The organism is Thermococcus sp., from assembly GCF_027066465.1.
Taxonomy (GTDB): domain Archaea; phylum Methanobacteriota_B; class Thermococci; order Thermococcales; family Thermococcaceae; genus Thermococcus.
Map to the genome: position 1 here is coordinate 1 of NZ_JAMONU010000005.1, position 19,399 is coordinate 19,399.

Genomic DNA, 19,399 nt, shown 5'->3' on the forward strand with positions numbered 1-19,399 from the left:
TTGAACGGTTTGGCATAGCACCACGTCGCAAGGCTGTCAAAGAGGAAATTAAAAAGCGCAGGATGGAGGGGGTTAAACCTCACATAGTCGCGGGACTTCTCTTTGTTCCTACGGAGAAAGGAAGTTAGGGTTTTGATTTTCCGAACATTATTTAACCTTTAAACTACAACGATTGGATTGGTGAGCAAGATGGAGGAAAGTGTTGTAGGGGTGACCTTTCCCGTCCCAAAGTGGTTCCTTGACAGGATACTTGATGGGGGCAAGACAGTCTTCGTCAAGCCTTCAACACTGAGGGTAAAGCCGAGCATGAAGGTCGTCTTTTACGCCTCCAGAGAGGGTCAGGCCTGGCTTGGGGAGGCTGAGGTTGAAAGCGTTGAGTTCTTCAATAGTATCGAGGAAATCACTAGAAAGTACGAGAAAGAGCTTTTTCTTACTCCAAAGGAACTTAGGGAGTACGAGCGCGAACGCCAGAAGTGGCACTCCCGCGGAAGGAGGCCGAGGTCGTGGATGGTGCTCAGGCTGAAGAACATCAGAAAGTACCCAAAACCCGTTAAACCTCCGAGGTTCGTCACTGTCTCGGGAAGATACATTAAAGAGAAGGAATACAGGGAAATTTTGCGGAAGAGCGGGCTTTAAAGCAGGCTCTCAATCAGCTTGTAGTCCTCCTCTGGAATTTCCCTCATTGCTTTGCCCATCAAATGACCGCTCCACTTCTTTTTGTTCTTTATGAACTTGAGTTTTGGAATGAGTGGCTTAAAATCGAGCTCGCCGAGCTTTACGGGCTTAACCTTTACCCTCAATGGGTAAATCTCGTTAAGGTGCGGAGGGCTCTTGAATATCCTTGATGAGTCCGTGTAAGGCTCGCTAACGACTTCGAAGATGCCGACGATCTTGGGTTCGAGAACCTCTTTGTTCTTCCTCTCCTGCTTGACGTAGAAGACGAGCTTGTCTCCCGGCTTAACCTTAGCAATTGTGTTCTTGTGTCTCTTCACCACGCCCCATACTTTCTTCTTCTTGACAACCTCCCAGTTGTCGCGGTTGGTGATACAGAGCCAGTATCTCATTGTGAGTCACCGCAATAATCTAGTTGAATGTCTCAATAAAGGTTTTCTTCCTGGGTACTATTTCAACTTCTTTGACACTACTTAAAAGCGTAAGTTTGAGATTAAAACTATTTAAACTTACCGGTCGAAAATCTGAGTGTTTTCTTGACATTATTTTGGCAATAGGTATGTTTAAAAGTCGGAATGACGAATTAAAGGATGGTGGGAGCCATGTATGCGTAGGGCGGGTGTAATCAAACTCGAATACCAACCGGAGGAGCTACAGTATCTTGTCTCAAGTGATGACATCGAAGAATTGCTCGCCGACTACGCTTCAACCCACGACGTCTCGGAAGCATACATGAAAGAGTTTGAAAGGTATGTTTGGCAGTTTATGAAGTTTGTGAAGATAGGAAGGCTCGAATCTGGAAGTAGAATAAAAGCTCCCTCTACAAAAGAGGAGTATGTAATTTCGCGAGAAGTGTTGGTAGAATACGTAAAAGCTCTCATTAAAGCGGGGTATTCAAACTCATCGCTCACAAAAAGATTGCAGGTAGTTATCATTGTGCTGAGAAGATTGGGAGTTTCAGAAGTATTTGTGGACGTATTGAGAGAGCCTCTTAGGAGAGCAAATACTGCAAGAAGAATTGAGCAAGAGGGTAATACTCCAAGTCTTACGCTTGAAGACGCTAGAGAGTTCTTTAGAAGGCTAGAAGTACTGTTTAAAATGATGAGATTGAAGAAGAAGCAATACGTGAAGTCACTAGCGTTTGCAATACTCCTGTTCAGTACTGGCAGGAGAGTTAGCGAAGTAGTGCAGATTAAAGTGCATGACATTGACTTTGAAGCACACAGTATTAGAATCCCCGCAAGTAACACTAAAGAAGGCAAGTTATTGAAAATAGGCTCTGGGGAGAGGATAGTCTTCATGACTAAGGAAGCTGAGTACGTGCTTAAATACTACATAAAAATAAATTCAAAGGAAATTAAGAGACAGCAGGGTTATCTGTTCATGCAACCTGGAAAGAAGAGCTTGAAGGACACCTTTTTGCATAAGATAATCAAAAAGAGCAGAGACTTGGAGGATTTGGGAGCAAACCTGAACTTTATCATCAGTGATGGGCTTCACAGATTTGAGTTGAAATACTTTAGAAAGTTGTTCATACAGGAGTGGGAACGGCAGGCTGAAAGGTGTAACCTGTTGAATGAGAGAGTACTGACGGCAGCCAGGAAAATCACAGGTCATAGACCACTGAACGACGTTCACAGGACAAACTACGCTAAAATAACCGAAAAAGAGACTTGGAAATATTACAAGGAGCTCTATTATGATTTGAGCGTGTTGACGCAGGAACAGAAGAGGCTGGTAGGCTTAGTAGAAGAAAAAGTTGTGTCAAAATCTGCAATGCTGCCTAAGCAGATTAGTATGGTTGATATGGGTACAAAAACTGCCACGTCTCACCAAGTAACAGCGATTAGGACTCAAACTATTACTCCAGCGATGGTTTACACAGCTCTTTTGAACTGATTTCTTTATTTATTTTCACTCATTAGGGCTAAAAAGGAAAGAGAAGAAAATTTCACAAATACTGTTTCACAGCTGGAAATTCAATACTCGAATATTAAACCCTGAGTTTTTACCTAAAATTCCCGTTGAAATTTCAGTTAATTCGCAATATTGAATTTGGAAATGAAAAGAATTCTGATGGTGGATAGTTCATGGATAAGAGTATTTTGGCAGTTTTAGAGCTTAGAATTAAGAATGCCAAAAAGAACGCCCGTAACTATGCGATTGAGGGACTTACTGCAACAAACCTGAGCGAAAAATGCAGAAATGAAGTTGAGTTGGCTTATTATCTGGGGAGGGCTGAGGCGTACATGGAAATCAAGGGACTACTCCTTGGAAGCTCTCATGTCACAGTTGAGCTTAGGGAGTTAATTGAAAGGGCTGCAGAGGAAGTGTTGAAGTCCCATGTGCTGGAATATCTGAATGGGGTAGTTTATGGCACTAAACCTAGAACTAGCTTTGAAGATGGAGTAGAAGCATTAAAACAACAGCTTATTCGCCTTATTGACCCTCAAAGTATTGAGATCAATGTTGTTGCCATGAACAGGAATCAAGAACAGCAAAAAGATGACAAAGATGGCTTTGAGTCGTGATTTTCTATTTTTTCTTTTTTCAAGCTTGGAAGCCCGCATCATACCCCTCTCATAGCTGAAGTTAATTTCTATTCTACTCAAACGTTTGGCGAGGGATTCATAGTGGTTCGTATCCTGCAGCTAATTTCGGGATACCATATGAAAAGACGTCTAAATAAAATAAGGACTAAAAAGCCTTCATTGGCAGAGTACTATGCGATGTACCGTACAGGTAAGAAACTAGGAGAGTTAACCGGGAATGATATTGAAAATGCAGAAAGAGAGCTGATACCCATAGTTCTTAGATACTACCTCGATACGAGGCTAAAATGGGAAGAAGTGGTGGAGAATCTCCTGAGAGACCTCCGTGAGTTTTATCTTTACTTCTGTAAAAGAAGAAAGCATTTGGATATTGACACTTTGGAGGACGTTCTAAGGCTAGTTCGCGGCCAGTATTCCATTAAAGAAATGCTAAACTGGTGTAAAAGTCCTGTTCCTCGAACAAAGTACGCTTTCTGGGCACTCCTGAAGAGAACAAGACCAGAGGATATTCAAAGAACTATTGACCTCAATTTCTTGTCAAGAGAGGAAATTCTGGAGGTCTACCAAAAAAGGAAACGGAAACTAATTCCGGCTGTCCGGAAGGCCATAGAAGAGGTACTTAAACCAGAGAGGCCCCTTCATAAAAAGTCCAGAAAAGTTTCAAAGAAAAAACGGGCAAGAAGAATAGATGTTTTCAGGGCCTATCTCGAGGTAACTAATCAAGATTCAGTTTCTTATTTAAAAAGCCTTGAAATTGAACATGAATTTAAAGTAACACTGGCTAGGATTTGGTTTGCTTCTCAGAACAGAGAAGAGCGATTGGAGAAACTTAATGAAATCTTTCTAGGTCTAACAAATAGAGTTGGGTACACAAAACTCTGGGAGTACGTGAGGACTGAAATTGACGAGTTCATACTTGTTGAAGCTTTATCACGTGAGCAGATTGCTGATTATCTTGAGAGGAACAAATGGAGGCTTGGGAGCTGTTTGAGAAGGAAATTTGAGAAAGCCTTAAACCTCCTAGAGAGGTCGTACACGTAAATTTTGTTGTTTTTTGCGAAATTTCTTAACATTGAATGGAACCAGAGACATAGCTATGTTTAATTTTGATATTGAATTAGGGCATAACTGGGGGATTTTTAGTGGCCTCCCAAACAGTTAAAATCCCAAGACGAGGTCCTGGACGGCCAAAAGTCCGCGATACAGAGACCACTACATTAAATCTGGACAGGAAGGTCATGGCCCTTCTAAGGGAAATGGCGGCGAAGTATGGAATGCCTGTCAACCATATCATAGAGAACCTAGTGCTATCTGCAGTCAATGAGGATTACCCACTACGGGTTGCCGGGGAAAATTCTCAGCTCAAAAGGCGTGTAGTGGAATGTGAAAAAAGGATTCGAGAGTTAGAATTAGAAATTGAACGAATAAGAGCACGGTGTGAAAATGAAAACGATACTCCCGAGCTTCGTGAGATTTTGAGACTTAAAGAGGATTCTCACAGAATCTTGGATAAGTATGGTGAGTTAAAAGTATTCGAGCTTGTGATGAGATTATTTAATGCCCCACCCGGGGAACGGCTCCAGCATCTCGTTAAGAGGTTTGTAGAGGACTATTTTGTAAATGCTGGGGACAAAGAACTTATCAGCAGGGAGTTGGAGTTAAAAATTATCAAAAATCCCAGCACGAGTGCAATGGGATGGATTGTCAAAAAACTCGAAGATGCTTAAGTTTGTTATTTCTTTATTTATTTTTTACTTCTTTTGATAGTTGCTCTCACTTTTCGAGTTTCAATGGATTCTTGCCTGCTTGGATTCTCACTTAGTGGCTATTTACTCGCTGGAGAAATAATATTTACATAAATAAATAATCGGTTCAAAAGAGAAATTTTGATCTATTCTTTTGCCGTGCAGGGAAACGTGAATTCAAAAGACTGGCACAAATCCTGTTTTTAGATTATGGGGAAATGCCAAAGTCTTATGGGGGCAATTCAGCCATGAACTAGGTGTAACGTTTAAATCCTGTCCTATCCTCAGAGTTCTCTTTTTCAGCTAAATTCAATGTTGAGCAGGTTTATCAAAATCTGGGGGGAATACCCATGAATGGAACGTGTGTTGAGTACTTCACCTGCTTTGAGTATCGCATTCCGACCAAGCAGCTGTGCATAAAAACCTGCAATAATACAGAGCTGAGAAGGCTCCTAAGAAGACGGGGCTTGGAGGAGGTATTAGACGTTTATGCAAGGCAGTCTATCATCCGGCTTGTTGAAATCGAGCTCCTCAGAAGAGGAAAAGTCAGTGAGGCTGGATTATTAGGAGCGGTGCTGGATGAGTCTCCTACTACGGGAGTTAAAGTGTACTACAACAATGCATCCTTGGTAGTTGCAGTTAAGACATTCTTCACTGCAGATTGCCTGTTAAATGACTGAAATTTTTCTTTTTATTTATTTTATGGGCTTTCCTTGGAGATCTTTGAAATAATGTCTGCAATGAGGCTTTTTCCGATGGCTACTTCGCTTATTAAAAGGTAGTATTCAACAATTTGCCTTTTGGGATTTCCCAGTTTATCGTAGGAGCTCACACGGGTTTTTGGAATGATCCTGAATATCACAATAGATGCATCCCCCGATTTTTGATTTCCAATAATGTAAATATTCCGGTAAATATCTACAGTTGTTAATTCAGCACACTTCATAATCATATCTAGTCGTTCTGTAAAATCTTTAAGTATGCATTCTTTGGTCTTCTTGACTCGATTTACAATTGTATGACTGCTCCAGTGATAGATAATGAAATATGGGTTAGAAATTAGCTCTTCAAAAAATTTTTTGGTTTCGTTGTTAAGTTGGGAACTTAAGTGAGCACGATATCGGATTATGTAATCTAAATACCGGGGCTCAGGTAGTGATAACAAGTTTTCAATACCTATTTGAGGGAATATTGCTAACAAAAAAGCCAACACTATGAATACAATAGACCCTATCACTGGTCCGTATTTATCCATAGAGAGTGATACAAGTGTGTGCAACCTTACCCGTAGTAATAGTAGGACAATAGAGATGGTAACATACATCACAATTAGAGTGTGCCAGTCTAGATTTGAGACCATATCTCCAAGATAATAGTCTGACAGGACTGCCACTAAAAAGAAGAATGGATAGTACTGGAATGCTTTTACAATTGGAACATAGATTATCTTTTTTGCATTAATGTGTCCTTGATGAACTAAATCTAGTGCGCTTTCAGCTAAACGTTTGACCATCTCGTCTTTTTTTGCTAGGATATCTATTCCAAAATCATGTTCAAATTCTTCGAGAACATCAATTAAAAACTCAAAAAAGTTCACATTGAGCGAGATATCAGTTTGCTTTTTGGTTGCACAATAAAGAAAGCTTAGAAAAGCTATCATTGCTAATATGCTTGAAAACCATGGGTAATAAATCTGGAATGTTAAAATGTAGAGAGTCATGATTTGAAATATTGTTAGAGCAGAGATCAGCTTCTTTTTGTTTTCCGGTGAGAGTATTTCAAGGGATTGTAGTATGATATTCGTCAGGCTGGATATCATAGAGACCACTCCGTTGGTATTTCTTCAACAGTTCTTAACACTTTGTTTTTAGCCGGATTGGCTTTTTGAATTTCAGCTCGAATTGAGATAATGGTAAAAAGATAACGTGTCTTGTGACCCACTAGAAATTCGAACTTTTTATCAAACTGTTCTTAGGTCTAAATTAAAGCCACAAAAAGCCTTATTAAAGCCAATAGACATAGTTACAGGTCGAAAACTCCACATGGTGGCGGCCATGAAGATGCGGAAAAATAGTTTGAACTTCGAACATGACGGGTGGGTCATGGGACAATATGATGGTCCCGCGACCCACTATGGAGAAGAGCCCAACGGACAGTATTTGCCAGAAAACCTTGAATTCTTTATGGAATTGTTCAGCAGGGCTATGGGCGCGGTGTTTAGAGAAATTGCGGGGTTGTATGGTAGCCCCGCCGGGATTCGAACCCGGGTCGCGGGATCCAAAGTCCCGCATGCTTGGCCGCTACACCACGGGGCTGCCCGATAGAAAAGCCGAGTCCGGGCTTATAAATCTTAAGTCCTGCAAAAGTTAGAAAGGCTCAGAGAATCAGCGACACAAGGTCCCTTATCGCCTTCTCGGGGTCTTTCGCCTTGGTAACACCACTCGCGAGGAGGACTCCAACGCTTCCAAGCTCCAGAGCCTTCTTCACGTCCTCGCCCGTTGATATCCCGGCCCCGGTGAGAATCTTAACATCCGGGTTGACCTTCTTGACCAGCTCGACGGTGTTGGTTATGACTTCCGGCTTGGCCTTGCTGACTGGGATTCCCGTCCCTATGAGCTCCGGTGGCTCGACTGCAACGTAGTCCGGGCCTAAAGCTGCCACCGCCGCAGAAACGGCCGGGTTGTTAGAACAGACCATCGTCATAAGGCCAACTTCCTCTGCACGCCTTATGGCCGCTTCGAGGTCTGCCAGAATCATCCTGTTCTCGGAGTGGTTGAGGAGCGTTCCAACGGCTCCGGCCTCCTTCACAGCCTCGGGGAGGACGTGGCCGGTGTGGCTTCCGGGTTTAATCGGGTCGATGTGCTGGGCAAAAACCGGAATCTCAACGCTCTCCGCTATCATCCTCAGGTCCGCGAGCTGAGGCGCAACGACTATGGTTATCCCGGTCTCCTTGTAGACCTTCTCCGCGGCCTTCGCTATCTCCAGCGCCCTCTTCCCGGTCGCCTCTATGTAGGTCTTGAAGTTAATCGCTATAATCGGCTCCTTCAGCTTTCCCATAGGTATCACCGTTGGTGTTAAGTCTTTTTACCTTAAACGTCTTTCGTTTTCAGAGGCCTTCCGAAGGGGTCTATCAAACCGGCCCTTATCAGCGAGGAGCTTATCTTCGGCCCGAGGGAGCTTTTTATTATTGGAATCACGACTATCTCGAGAGGTTTAAGTCCGCGCTCTTCTCTGGCCTTGTTTACTATCAGGGCGCCCTTGTAGGTCTCCTCGCTGACCACTATGGCCTCAAGGCTCTTCAGACAGCAGGCGAAGCCTATCGCGTTGTGGATTTTGATGACCCGGTAGTTTCTGTAATTGTTTACGTCGAAGAACTTGAGCAAATCCCTTAAGCGGAGCTCGTAGGGGAGTATCTTCTCGGCGTAGGGCTTGTCCCTAATCATCTCGTCCGATGTTAGACCAACGTAAACCACCTTCCCGACCTCAAAGGCCTTCCTCAGCAGGGCCTTGTGGCCGAGGTGTAACCTGTCGAAGGTTCCGCCGACCACTACCTTCCTGAATTTTTTCATACCCCTGATTAGGCTTGAGAACCAATAAGCTTTTTTATTGCCCGCTTCAACCCACGAGGGGTGTGAAGGCATGAGGAAGGTGGTCTCACTTCTTTTGGCTCTCATGGTCATGTTCACAATCGCGGTAACCCCGGTTAAGGCTCAGGCTCTGCAACCACAGGACGTCTTTGAGATAAACATGGTCGTGAGGGTTTATCAGACCCAGATTAACGGTTCGCTGACGTGGGCGGGAGCCTTTAACGTTTACGTAAAGCTGGTAAACCCCGTTTACAGGGGCTATTTCAACGAGCTTGCAAAGGAGAACAAAACCAGGGCCGAGAGGGAGTTCCACAACTTCGTTTACAACCTCATCTACGACAACCTCAAAAACGACTTCAACAGCAAGCTCAAAGGCACCAACCTGACGGCCGTCGTGTACGTTCCCCCTGCCGGGCCGGTTAGGGTTCTTCAGAACTGGTCTGCGGTGGTCAGCTTTTCCCTGGTTCCCTTCTTCGTTCCCCAGGGTCACTACCTTACATGTCCTTTCTACGGCCCCTATGAGTTCGTCTTCAACGGAAAGGTCTACGGCTTCTACTGGGAGAGGCTGACGCTGATACTTCCCCAGGGATACGAAATATACTCCCTCGCCCCCAAGCCCAGCGACATGAGCGGGAACGTCGCCATATGGGAGAACGGGGATTACCTTCCAATAATTCAGGTTTACAACCCCGTGTACCTCTTCGACATCTTCATAAACACCACCAAGAAAAGCATATCCCTCGCTTTTGACCCAGACCAGGGCTACGTTCAGTTCAACGCAACCTTCGTCGGCATGAACGCAACCCAGCCCGTTATAGACCTGCTCCTCGACGCCTTCAGAAGCAGGATGAAAGTCCTCAGCATCTCCGCGAAGAGGATTAAAAACGGGGTTGAGGTAATAGGCGTTGTAAGCCCCAAGGTTGCCTACAAGGAGACGAGAACAGAAAAGATTTGGATTGTCCTCGTTAAGCTACCCGGGAGCTTCAACAGGATAGAGGTTAAGGGCGGCACGTATCAGATTGGGCCGGACGGAACGCTCGTCATGACGTTCAAAGAGAAGAAGACCGACTACCTGCCCTACGTAGGAATAGCCGTTGGAGGTCTCGCCGTTCTTGGGTTCTTCCTCTGGAGGAGGCGTTCCAAGGGCCGGTCCGAGACGATGGGTGAAGGGGAACCTTCCGAGCCTTCCGAGGGTGAGGGTGAAAACCCGTTGGAGGGTGAGGAGGATGGGCCTTGACTTCTTTTTCTATCCTGGGAGCGTTGCCGTCTTCGGCTCCTTCAGGAAAGGCGCGATAGCCCACGAAATCCTCAGGAACATCGTCGAAGGCGGCTTTAAGGGAAAAATAGTTCCGGTCAATCCAAAGGGCGGAACCGTCGAGGTCGCCGGAAGGGTCTTCCAAATCCGTGAGAAGCTCGAGGAGCCGGTTGACACAGCTATAATAGCGATTCCCGCCAAGTTCGTTCCCTCTCTACTCGATGAAATCGGCCCGCTCATTAGGGGCGCCGTAGTCATATCGGCAGGCTTCTCGGAGGTCGGGAACGAGGAGCTTGAGCGCGAGCTCCTTGAAAAGGCTAAGAAACACGGCGTTCGCGTTATAGGCCCCAACTGCGCCGGAATTTTCGGCGTTCATGGCAAGTTCTTCGGCTCCTTTGAAGTTAGAGTTAAACCCGGCGGGCTGGCCTTAATCAGTCAGAGCGGTGCCTTCGGCGGTGCAGCTTTAGCTATGGGCAACGACGAGGGAATAGGATTTTCTGCCTTTGTCTCCTACGGAAACGCCGCCGATTTAAGCGAGAGCGACTTTTTGGAGTATTTTGCGGACGATGAGAACACCAAGGCGATAGCTCTCTACATCGAGGGAGTTAAGGACGGAAGGCGCTTCCTCAAAGCTCTCCGCTACGCGAGCGAGAGGAAGCCGGTCATAGTCCTCAAGGCCGGAAAGAGCGAGAGCGGTGCTAAGGCGGCGGCAAGCCATACTGGCTCGCTCGCGGGTTCCTACGAAATCTACCGCGCCGCTTTCAAGCAGGCCGGGGCGATAGAGGTTGAGGAGATGGAAGAACTCTTTGACGCCGCAAAGGTCTTCGAGATGTATCCTAAAGCCGGGACGCGCGTTGCCGTAATCACTAACTCTGGTGGACCGGGCGTTCTGGCTACAGACAAACTGGAAAAGCTCGGCCTTGAGATAGCCAAATTAAGTGATGAGACCATTGAGAAGCTCCGCTCCTTCCTTCCGCCCCAGTGCTCCATCAGAAACCCGATTGACCTGATAGCGGATGCCGACTACGAGCGCTACAGAAGGACGATTGAGACCGTTTGTGGGGACGAGAACGTCGATGTCCTCCTGGTAATCTGCGTCCCGCCGATTTTCATTCCGAGCGAGGAGATAGCCAAAGCCGTAATCGAAGCGAAGTGCGACAAGCCCGTCATTGTAAACTTCATGGCCGGCGAGCTGGTTCGCGGTGGTGTGAAGCTCTTGGAGGAGAACGGAATCAAGAACTTCCCGACGCCGGAAAGGGCGGCGAGGGCCTTGCGCTGGCTCTCGCTTCGTCAGTAAAATTTTAAACGTAGAGTAGTAAAATTTATCGTCCCCCCCCAAGGGGGCCGGTAGCCTTTTATATCTCACCCTTTCATCTTTGACCGTCATGATAGCTCTCGGTATAGAGGGAACCGCGCACACCCTGGGGGTAGGCATCGTAACCGAGAATAAAGTCCTCGCCAACGTATTCGACACGCTCACAACCGAAAAGGGCGGAATCCACCCGAAGGAGGCCGCTGAACATCACGCGCGCCTTCTCAAGCCCCTTCTCCGGAAGGCACTTCAAACGGCCGGAATAACGATGGAGGAGGTTGACGTCATAGCCTTCTCCCAGGGGCCCGGCCTCGGGCCGGCTCTGAGGGTCGTGGCTACCGCGGCGAGGGCTCTGGCGATAAGGTACGGCAAGCCAATCGTTGGAGTGAACCACTGCATAGCCCACGTCGAGATAACCAAGATGTTCGGCGTTAGGGACCCCGTTGGTTTATACGTGAGCGGCGGAAACACCCAGGTTTTGGCTTTGGAAGGCGGTCGCTACCGCGTCTTCGGCGAGACCCTCGACATTGGGATAGGCAACGCGATAGACACCTTCGCGAGAGAACTTGGCATCGGCTTTCCAGGCGGTCCGAAGATTGAGAAGCTTGCGCTTAAAGGGAAAACCTACATCGAGCTTCCCTACGCGGTCAAGGGAATGGACTTGAGCTTCTCCGGGGTTCTGACCGAGGCGGTGAGGAAGTACCGCACCGGCAAATACCGCGTCGAGGATTTGGCATACTCCTTCCAGGAGACGGCTTTCTCTGCCCTCGTTGAGGTCACCGAGAGGGCCGTTGCCCACACCGGAAAGGACGAGGTCGTTCTCGTCGGTGGAGTTGCCGCCAACAACCGCCTCCGCGAGATGCTCAAAATCATGGCCGAGGACCGGGGCGTTGAGTTCTTCGTCCCTCCCTACGACCTCTGCCGGGACAACGGGGCGATGATAGCCTACACCGGCCTGAGGATGTTCAAGGCTGGAATCAGGTTCTCGCTCGATGAAACCGTTGTCAAGCAGAAGTTCAGAACCGACGAGGTCGAGGTGGTATGGGACTGATAGTTCCCGTGTGGGAGTTCATAGCGGACGTCGTTCTCTTCCTAGTTCTCGGCTACGCCGCAATCTACGCCCTCACTAGGGTCTCGCGCTACTCCGACCCGTTCCACAGGTTCATAATGATAACGGCGTTCTCCCTCCTCATAGCGACCGTGGGCAGGGCAATGGACATAGCGGACGATTTCTCGGGAGCGCCTTCGATTCTACCCAAGCTTGAGGTTGTTCTGTATTTCATCTCCATAGTCGGAGTAATCTACGGTCTTGTGAACTACATCGGGAGCATCGAGGGGAGGCTTCTAATAGTTCCTTCGAACGTGGAACCCAACGGCGGAATAGTTCCCGGAGGCTTCCTGTACTTTGGCGACAGGGAGTCCCTTCTCAAGTTCCTGGCCTCGATAAACGTCCCCGTTCTGGCAGTGACGAGAACCCCGTGGGCCTTCAGGGGAATCAAGAACGTTCAGACCCTCTGGATTACTCAGGCGAGCGAGGAGGGCGTCAGCCCCACGAGGTTGCACGTCATAATAGACACCGCGGTGAAGTTCTTCAAGGGCGGAGGCAGGCTGGTTCTCATAGACTGCATCGAGGTTCTGATACTCTACAACGACTTCGTCTCGGTCTTCAAGTTTCTAACGACGCTGAAGGACTACGCCCTCAACACCGGGAGCGCCCTTCTCGTGAACGTCTCGGAGGGTGCCCTGGGCGAGAGGGAAATCAACCTTCTCACGAGGGAGTTCGAACCGATTAAGGATTTAAAAAGACTACTCAAACCTAAAACTTCTTCTTGATTTTCATTGTGTACTTCGGGTATATCTCCCGGGTGAACCTTACGAACTTGGCCTTTCTTGGTGACTTCTCGATGTGAATCTCCGTTTCGGGGGGGAGGTAAGTGTAGAACTGGCCGTCAATCGCGAGGACTATTTCCCTTGTCGTGGCCACGTTTCTGACGTCAACCACGCTTTCAGCTGGTATTATCATGGGCCGTGAGCTTAGGGCTATCGGGGCCAGCGGTGCTATCACAACGACGTTCAGCCTCGGGTCAACGAAAGGTCCTCCGGCGCTCATGGCGTAGCCCGTTGAGCCGGTTGGGGTTGATACAATCAGCCCGTCGGCCCGTATCTCGTCGGCGAGACCACCGTCAACGTAGTACCTGAGGTGGATTATCTTTCCGGGTATGCCCGTCAGAATCGCAACCTCGTTGAGAGCATCGGGGACGCTGTTTTCGCCGTCTAAGAAAGTTCTCAGCTTTATCCTTTCGTCTATGTAGTAGTCCCCCTCGATTAGCTTGCTCAGGGCGAAGAAGGTTTCGTGAGGCTCAACCTCGGTCAGGAAGCCCAGGGTCCCCATGTTGACACCCAGTATGGGTATCTCCTTCCTCGTCTTGTGCTCCACCCTCAGTATCGTTCCGTCGCCGCCGATGACCACTATGAAGTCAACGTCGAACTCCTCCAGCGGGAGAACGTCCTCCTCGTCGAACTCCCGGAGGTGCCTGTAGGTATCCTCGTCGACTACAACCTCGTACCCGCTGACCTTGAGGAAGTCGTAGACTCGATACGCGAGCTTGAGGGCCTCTGTCCTGTCCCGTCTCGCGACGACGCCGAACTTCATGCCGCTCACCCTATGGCTTCTCCCTTTTTTCGTTATCATCTTCAATTAAACTTTTCTTGGCCCTCAGCCTCACGCCAAAGTGCGTCGTTACGACCGCCCCAACCCCGGTTGGAATCCAGTATGAAATCAGCCTGTCGAGGAGCGTTGCGGTTACCGCTACCTCCTTGTTTATCCCCAACAGAACGTAAACGGCTGAGTTCACGGCCTCAATAAGCCCGGTTCCCCCCGGAATGACGCTAAGCATTCCGACGACTATGCCTACCATCTGGACGACCATAACGTCTATTACCTTAACCGGATACTCTATGGCCCCAAACACGCAGTAAGTCCTCAGAACCGTAAAGAACCAGGAGGCCGAGGAGTAGATGAGGGCGAGCAGAAACGTCTTTTTGTGCCCCATTAAAAATCGGAAGTCGCTCTGAAACCTCGGCACGTCCACCTCAACGGCCTTAACGAACTTGTCCCTGTATTTTTCGGCCTTTTTTGGCATGAACCTCTCAAAGAGTCTGTAAATCCAGTAGAGCAGTCCTTTGGTTTTCTTTTCGCTCAGGAGTATGCCCACAGCTATTCCCGTGATGACGGCGAAAACGACGTCGAGGCCAATCAGGATCAGCGTTAGGGACAGTGAGCCGAGGCTGTAAACGTAAACCGTTGAGAACGCAAGCATAATAACTATTGGCACGGTGTCAAGGATTCTGTCCATCATGACCGTGGCAAAGACCCGACCGTAGGGCCGCTCTATCTCCTTTGCAAGGAAGTACATCCTCACCGGTTCTCCCCCACCCCTCGCTCCCGGCGTAACGTTGTTGACGAATATCCCCGCGAGGAGGGCCCTCAGTATCTTGCCGAAGGGGGCCTTCATGTTGAGGCTCTCTATCAGAACGCGCCATCGCATTCCCCACGCCAGCAATCCGAGGATTTCCATAACAGCCGCAAGAAGAAGGTAGTACCACCTCGTTCTGCCGAGTATCCTTACGACCTCTTCTATTCCGGCCCACCAGAGGAGAAGCGCAATCATGAAGAGACCGAATCCCATCAGACCGATTTTTTTCCAGTCCATCGCTCACACCTTCCTGAGCCTTGCTATGAAGAAGCCCTGAGTTAAGTGCCTGTGGGGATAGAAGCGCTGGACTTTCTCAATTCCCAGTCCCTCGGAGCCGATGAAGATAGCCTGCTCCTCCAGCTTTAAGCCCTTCTCCAGCATGAACTTGACGTTTGCCTCGTTCTCCTCGTAGCTCAGCGTGCAGGTCGAGTAAACCAGAACTCCACCCGGGCGGAGGGACTTTATTGCGGCCCAGATGAAGGCCCTCTGGTAGCGAGCGGTTGCGATTATATCCTTTGGAGTTCTGCTCTCCCAGAGCTTCGGCCTTATTCCCAAAGCCGTGCACGGAGCATCCAAAAGTATCTTGTCGGCCTGAAGTCCAAGTTCGGGCAGTTTCCTCGCGTCCATTCTTACAAGCCTCACGTTCTTGACGCCGAGCCTTTTCAGTTCCTCCTCCATCTTCCTCAGCCTGTTCCTCGACTTGTCAATCGCGATGATTTCACCCCTGTTCTGGAGGAGTTGCGCTATGTGGCTCGTCTTTCCGCCGGGAGCGGCCGCCATGTCGATTATTAATTCTTCCTCGCTCGGCTCGAGGACGTGGGCGACCACCATGGACGGCAAGCTCTGGGCGTAGAAGAGGCCCTCCTTAAAGCTCTCCAGCTCGCTCAAACTGGGAAGTTTGAACTTGGGAGTTGTAACCTCAACGGCCAAACCCCTCGTCGAAACTATCATCTCCTTGGCGCTCATCTTAGCTATTCCAATCCCGACGAGAAGTCCCCTCGGGTCCCTAATCTCGACCTCGTCGCCGGGCTTTATGCTCCTGTCCGCCTGAAGGACGCCGGGAGCGTAGAGGTTCGCCCCCTGGTAGACGCTCTCGCTCGCGAACTTGTTGGCCCTGACGACCTTCAGCCCGGGCTCGTAGTCGTCTGGAAAGTTGGGGCCTTCCCTCTCGAAGTAGATGCCCTCCTTGAGGTAGGGGCTCCTCTTCGGCTTCAGTCCCTCCCGCCTGAGGATTCGCATCAGCTTGTCCCTGCTCGTCTTGAGGGTGTTCACTCGAATGTAGTACTTTTCGACCGGCGTTCTGAGCGATGCCATTATCTCCTCCGCCTCTTTGCCAAAGAGCTTCCGGTAGTACTCTTGAAGCTCCGCCGGAAAGGCCTCAAAGGTCGAAGATTTCCCATTCCCTTCCAACGTCAATCAGCCTCTCAAGGCCTTTTTTGAGCGCTTCTACACTTCCGAAGTTCGCCTCGAACTGGAAGACCTTCTCATCACTCTCCTCAATCCTCTCAAGGACCTCCCTCGGCGAGACCCTTCCGTCGCGCCTCCAGTTGTAGACATCGCTCAGGAAGTTCTCGCTCCCGTAGATGAAGCTCCTCGGAAATAACTCGAGGAACAGGCTCAAAAACCCCTCGCTTATCCTCTCCTTTGGAACGGCAACGACGAAGTAGTAGCTCTCGGGCGTCGCCCCGACCTCAATCTGGGGCTTTATTTCAAAGGCAGGGTGCGGGTAGTCCATTCTGACCCACTCGCCGTCGAGGAATATGTAGGCCCCGAAGACCTCCTCTACATCTTCCACCTTGAAGCCCTTCTCCGGAAGTTCGGCCTTGAGTTCTTCGTTGAGCGTGAAGATGTCGTCCCACATCTTATTTAAAAACTCGTGAATCTCCTTGACCATCATCATCCTCACCGTAGGGAGAAAAGGGGAGGGGTTTAAAAGTTCACCCGCCCGGTAGCTCCTTTACGGCCTGCTGGAGTGCCTGGTTAATCTGCTCCATGATGCTGGTTTTAACGACGACGTTCTGGCTGAGCAGTCTGACGTTCACAGTCCTGCCGCTCACTCCCACCGTCAGGTATACATCCACCTTGACGTTGCTCCTCTCACCGTTCCTGACGTGCAGCGCCCAGACCCTTGGAACAGCCTTAAGGTCTATGAGCGTTTCCACCGGCAGTGTGGCGTAGCCCTTGGCCGGTATTATAATCGTCTTCTCGGTGTACCCGCGGCCGAGCTTGATGCCGTTAACGTATATGTCGAAGCTGACGTTTCCAATCGGCAGTGGAATGCTGTTCGGGTTGTAGAACCTCATGTAGGCCGTTATAACTCCGTAGTCCTTTTCCGTCCCGTTCCATACGAACTTCGTCCCAACGATGGCCGGCGTGCTGACCAGTCCGCCGAGGAGCGGTTTGCTGTCAACGGTAAAGTTCATCTGGTCGAGGATGTCCTCCTGTATGGTCTGCTTGATGTTGAACTTAATCGGGATTACCTTGAAGAGGTCTCCCCTGAAGTATATGAGCGCGGTTCCCCTCTGACCGTTGTTCATGTAGTTGACGAACGCATCGACGAGCCTGTAGTTGTTTATCCCTACGACAACCGTGAAGTTTGGTTTTGTCGGGCTGTAGTTGAACTCCAGAACCTTGGCAACCTCCACCCCAGTGAAGTTGACCGCAACTTCTCTGACGTCAAAGGGAACCAGGAGCGGTCTGTTCAGCTTCCCGCTGATTACAATCTCGGTAACGGTGTCGTTGACTTTTCCCCAGCTGGCTTTGAGCTGAGGCGGTGAGCTGAGGATTGCGTAGGCCACGTATCCTCCCCAGATGAGCAGGATTAAAAAGAACAATCCAATGATTCTCCTCACGAGCCCCATGCGAACCACCTTATCCTAATGTTCTCCCTTATCCTTATAAAGGGTTCCCGCCGTTATTTCTCTGGTGGTGAGATGGGCTGGCTCTCATCGATTTTCTGGGCTTTCTGGTACATTTTACCGGCCTACGTTGCCAACGCCTCCCCAGTTCTTGTGGGTGGTGGCAGACCAATAGACGGTGGACGAACTTGGAGGGACGGGAGAAGGATTCTTGGGGATGGAAAAACCTGGAGGGGCTTCATCGGTGGCGTCGCCATAGGGACGCTCGTTGGGGCCGTTCAGTACTTTATAACCCCCTGTTTCTATGGAAGTTTCTCCACCGCAGTTAAGCTGGCCTTTCTGCTCTCCTTCGGTGCCCTTTTTGGGGACCTCGTTGGGAGCTTTTTTAAGAGGAGGGCAAACCTTCCTCGCGGTGCACCGGCAATAGGCCTCGACCAGCTCGGCTTCCTGATAAGCGCCCTGGCCTTCGCCTATCCAGTTAAAACACTCTCCAGCGGTCAGATTATCTTCCTGCTGGTGGTTTCACCATTCGTCCACTGGGGGGCCAACTACTTCGCTTACAGGATGGGTTGGAAGAACGTTCCCTGGTAGTTTATTCCTTAGCATAATGATGAATACATGTTTATTAAATAGACAAGTAATCAAAAACTATTCAAAAAAGTTTTTATTAGTTCCTCTCCGCTGTTCTTCGAGGTGGCATCATGAAAGGGTTTGGAGGAGCAGTACTCGTGCTCGTGATTCTGGGTGCAACATTCTACGGGGCTTTATCTTTCACCCCCGTGTTTGGAAGCACCTCGAACACCGAAACCTACGATGAGTTCTGGAGAATTCTGAATCGGGAGGCTTATCTCATCTATGAGTTTAACGAGAGTCTCAAAGCACTCTCACCGAACAAAACCATTGGAACTGAGCTTATCTCCAATTCGCGCATGGGAGAACTCAACGCGGCCAACATCTCCGCTCAGGTGTGGATTGCCCTTCAGGAACTTAAGGAATCCGGCGTTAAGCTTCACTACACTGCCGAGGAGCTCAGGGAGATGGCAAGGAACATCTCGGAGCACGGCCTTCCAAACGAGACAGTTAGGGAGCTTAAATCCCAGGGCTGGACAGATGAAGAAATTAAGGCCCTCGAGGAGTACATAGCCAGAAACGCCAACAGCATTACCTCCGGTTTCGATATGGAGAGCTTTCTCGTGAACTTTTCCAAGGCCTTTGTTCTGGTCGGGTTCAAGTACGCCAGCTATGAAGCCTGGGCGTTTGAGAAAATGAACTGGTTCGCCTTGAGTTCAATTCCGACGGATGGGTACAAAAATCAGAAGCGCCAGATTGTTCCCGACCTTCAGGATGCATGGTCGAAGTTTTACGGGAGCTACCTCAACGGAAACGTCAATGGCATGCTCCTCCAGCTTTCAACGCTTGTAAACGAAACTGAAAAAGTAGTTTCTGACTCGACAAAAGTTAGGGGTGGGGGCATCATAAGGAGGGTCTATATAAAGAGACCTCGCGTTCTCTCCGGACTTCAGACGTCGGTTCAGTCTGGAACATCAAGCAGTGCTGACACCTATTACTGGCCCGGGGCCCTAAGCTCCTACAGAACCATGAGGGAAATCTACGTCCTTCTTGAGGCGATGAAGCTCGGAAACAATAATCCAGAGCTTAAGGCCATGCTCAACCAGAAGGTTGCGAAGCTTAAGGACGAGCTTGTAGCCTACGTGTCATCAATAAACGTTAATCCAAATCCTTCCCCGAACCCGCCAAATCCCTCACCCCTGCCGATTCCGTGCTCCGGCGGGAAATGTCTCCTCTCGTCAAGCTCTCCCGCCGCTGAAACCCCGGAAAGCTTATCTACCAAAAACCCTGCCCTTGACGTTGACTCCAACTACGGCTACATCGACGGCGTTCAGATAACCCTAATAAAGAGCCTACGCTCGGATGGTTATGT

Annotated in this window: 20 protein-coding genes, 1 tRNA gene and 1 pseudogene; 12 read left to right on the top strand and 10 right to left on the bottom strand. The window is 49.1% G+C overall.

The genetic code is table 11. From position 1 onward, the window contains the following. The first annotated feature begins 189 nt into the window (after positions 1-189). A complete protein-coding gene (locus MVK46_RS00180; RefSeq protein WP_297534352.1) occupies positions 190-636 on the top strand; it encodes a DUF365 domain-containing protein in 447 nt (148 codons plus the stop codon). Here MVK46_RS00180 and MVK46_RS00185 read toward each other — a convergent pair. Beyond that, entirely contained in the window at positions 633-1,064 is a 432-nt protein-coding gene (locus MVK46_RS00185; RefSeq protein ID WP_297534353.1) for an EVE domain-containing protein, read from the bottom strand. The two genes, MVK46_RS00180 and MVK46_RS00185, sit on opposite strands and share 4 nt — an antisense overlap. Before the next feature lie 214 nt (positions 1,065-1,278). Here MVK46_RS00185 and MVK46_RS00190 point away from each other — a divergent pair, with 214 nt between their 5' ends. The 5 genes from MVK46_RS00190 to MVK46_RS00210 all read left to right on the top strand — a co-directional run bounded on the left by MVK46_RS00190 (position 1,279) and on the right by MVK46_RS00210 (position 5,649). Beyond that, a complete protein-coding gene (locus MVK46_RS00190; RefSeq protein ID WP_297534354.1) occupies positions 1,279-2,571 on the top strand; it encodes a site-specific integrase in 1,293 nt (430 codons plus the stop codon). Positions 2,572-2,762: 191 nt separating this feature from the next. Continuing rightward, positions 2,763-3,203 (top strand): hypothetical protein, encoded by a 441-nt coding sequence (locus tag MVK46_RS00195; RefSeq protein ID WP_297534355.1) that lies wholly within the window; start codon positions 2,763-2,765, stop codon positions 3,201-3,203. 102 nt (positions 3,204-3,305) lie between these two features. Beyond that, positions 3,306-4,265 carry a hypothetical protein gene (locus MVK46_RS00200; RefSeq protein ID WP_297534356.1) on the top strand — a complete coding sequence of 320 codons (960 nt, stop codon included), beginning with the start codon at positions 3,306-3,308 and terminating at the stop codon, positions 4,263-4,265. Between the two features lie 197 nt (positions 4,266-4,462). Next, the gene (locus MVK46_RS00205; protein ID WP_297534357.1) at positions 4,463-4,951 is read left to right on the top strand and encodes a hypothetical protein; all 489 of its coding nucleotides are present in this window, start codon (positions 4,463-4,465) and stop codon (positions 4,949-4,951) included. Between the two features lie 368 nt (positions 4,952-5,319). Further along, on the top strand, positions 5,320-5,649 hold the full coding sequence (locus MVK46_RS00210) for a hypothetical protein (RefSeq protein WP_297534359.1): 330 nt from the start codon (positions 5,320-5,322) through the stop codon (positions 5,647-5,649). Between the two features lie 20 nt (positions 5,650-5,669). On the opposite strand, the gene MVK46_RS00215 is transcribed toward MVK46_RS00210, so the two are convergent. From MVK46_RS00215 to coaD, 4 genes are all read right to left on the bottom strand, one after another. Next, entirely contained in the window at positions 5,670-6,788 is a 1,119-nt protein-coding gene (locus tag MVK46_RS00215) for a hypothetical protein (RefSeq protein WP_297534360.1), read from the bottom strand. Between the two features lie 420 nt (positions 6,789-7,208). After that, a tRNA-Gln gene (locus tag MVK46_RS00220) sits at positions 7,209-7,284 on the bottom strand. Positions 7,285-7,345: 61 nt separating this feature from the next. Then, on the bottom strand, positions 7,346-8,026 hold the full coding sequence (gene tpiA / locus MVK46_RS00225) for a triose-phosphate isomerase (RefSeq protein ID WP_297534361.1): 681 nt from the start codon (positions 8,024-8,026) through the stop codon (positions 7,346-7,348). 32 nt (positions 8,027-8,058) lie between these two features. Continuing rightward, positions 8,059-8,538 (bottom strand): phosphopantetheine adenylyltransferase, encoded by a 480-nt coding sequence (gene coaD / locus MVK46_RS00230; RefSeq protein ID WP_297534362.1) that lies wholly within the window; start codon positions 8,536-8,538, stop codon positions 8,059-8,061. Positions 8,539-8,608: 70 nt separating this feature from the next. Here coaD and MVK46_RS00235 point away from each other — a divergent pair, with 70 nt between their 5' ends. From MVK46_RS00235 to MVK46_RS00250, 4 genes are all read left to right on the top strand, one after another. After that, complete coding sequence (locus MVK46_RS00235; protein ID WP_297534363.1) at positions 8,609-9,793, top strand: hypothetical protein; 1,185 nt, start codon at positions 8,609-8,611, stop codon at positions 9,791-9,793. Further along, positions 9,783-11,108 carry a CoA-binding protein gene (locus tag MVK46_RS00240; RefSeq protein ID WP_297534364.1) on the top strand — a complete coding sequence of 442 codons (1,326 nt, stop codon included), beginning with the start codon at positions 9,783-9,785 and terminating at the stop codon, positions 11,106-11,108. The genes MVK46_RS00235 and MVK46_RS00240 overlap by 11 nt, the downstream gene beginning before the upstream one ends. Positions 11,109-11,196: 88 nt before the next feature. After that, positions 11,197-12,174 (top strand): bifunctional N(6)-L-threonylcarbamoyladenine synthase/serine/threonine protein kinase, encoded by a 978-nt coding sequence (locus MVK46_RS00245; protein ID WP_297534366.1) that lies wholly within the window; start codon positions 11,197-11,199, stop codon positions 12,172-12,174. Continuing rightward, positions 12,165-12,956, top strand: a complete 792-nt coding sequence (locus MVK46_RS00250) for a DUF835 domain-containing protein (protein WP_297534367.1) — start codon at positions 12,165-12,167, stop codon at positions 12,954-12,956. The genes MVK46_RS00245 and MVK46_RS00250 overlap by 10 nt, the downstream gene beginning before the upstream one ends. Here the strand turns inward: MVK46_RS00250 and MVK46_RS00255 are convergent. The 5 genes from MVK46_RS00255 to MVK46_RS00275 are packed head-to-tail and all read right to left on the bottom strand — an operon-like array spanning position 12,940 to position 17,460. Continuing rightward, on the bottom strand, positions 12,940-13,776 hold the full coding sequence (locus MVK46_RS00255) for an NAD(+) kinase (protein WP_297534368.1): 837 nt from the start codon (positions 13,774-13,776) through the stop codon (positions 12,940-12,942). The two genes, MVK46_RS00250 and MVK46_RS00255, sit on opposite strands and share 17 nt — an antisense overlap. Before the next feature lie 10 nt (positions 13,777-13,786). Then, on the bottom strand, positions 13,787-14,836 hold the full coding sequence (locus MVK46_RS00260; protein ID WP_297534369.1) for a lysylphosphatidylglycerol synthase transmembrane domain-containing protein: 1,050 nt from the start codon (positions 14,834-14,836) through the stop codon (positions 13,787-13,789). A 3-nt stretch (positions 14,837-14,839) separates the two neighbouring features. Further along, positions 14,840-16,009 (bottom strand): RsmB/NOP family class I SAM-dependent RNA methyltransferase, encoded by a 1,170-nt coding sequence (locus MVK46_RS00265; RefSeq protein ID WP_297534370.1) that lies wholly within the window; start codon positions 16,007-16,009, stop codon positions 14,840-14,842. After that, positions 15,978-16,496 carry a DUF3201 domain-containing protein gene (locus tag MVK46_RS00270; RefSeq protein ID WP_297534371.1) on the bottom strand — a complete coding sequence of 173 codons (519 nt, stop codon included), beginning with the start codon at positions 16,494-16,496 and terminating at the stop codon, positions 15,978-15,980. Before MVK46_RS00270 ends, MVK46_RS00265 begins: the two co-directional genes overlap by 32 nt. A gap of 40 nt (positions 16,497-16,536) precedes the next feature. Then, positions 16,537-17,460, bottom strand: a complete 924-nt coding sequence (locus MVK46_RS00275; RefSeq protein ID WP_297534372.1) for an LEA type 2 family protein — start codon at positions 17,458-17,460, stop codon at positions 16,537-16,539. 72 nt (positions 17,461-17,532) lie between these two features. On the opposite strand from MVK46_RS00275, the gene MVK46_RS00280 reads away from it, so the two are divergent. Together MVK46_RS00280 and MVK46_RS00285 are read left to right on the top strand one after the other, a co-directional pair. Next, entirely contained in the window at positions 17,533-18,048 is a 516-nt protein-coding gene (locus tag MVK46_RS00280) for a CDP-2,3-bis-(O-geranylgeranyl)-sn-glycerol synthase (RefSeq protein WP_297534374.1), read from the top strand. Positions 18,049-18,158: 110 nt separating this feature from the next. Continuing rightward, a pseudogene (locus MVK46_RS00285) lies at positions 18,159-19,399 on the top strand (hypothetical protein); the annotation flags it as partial.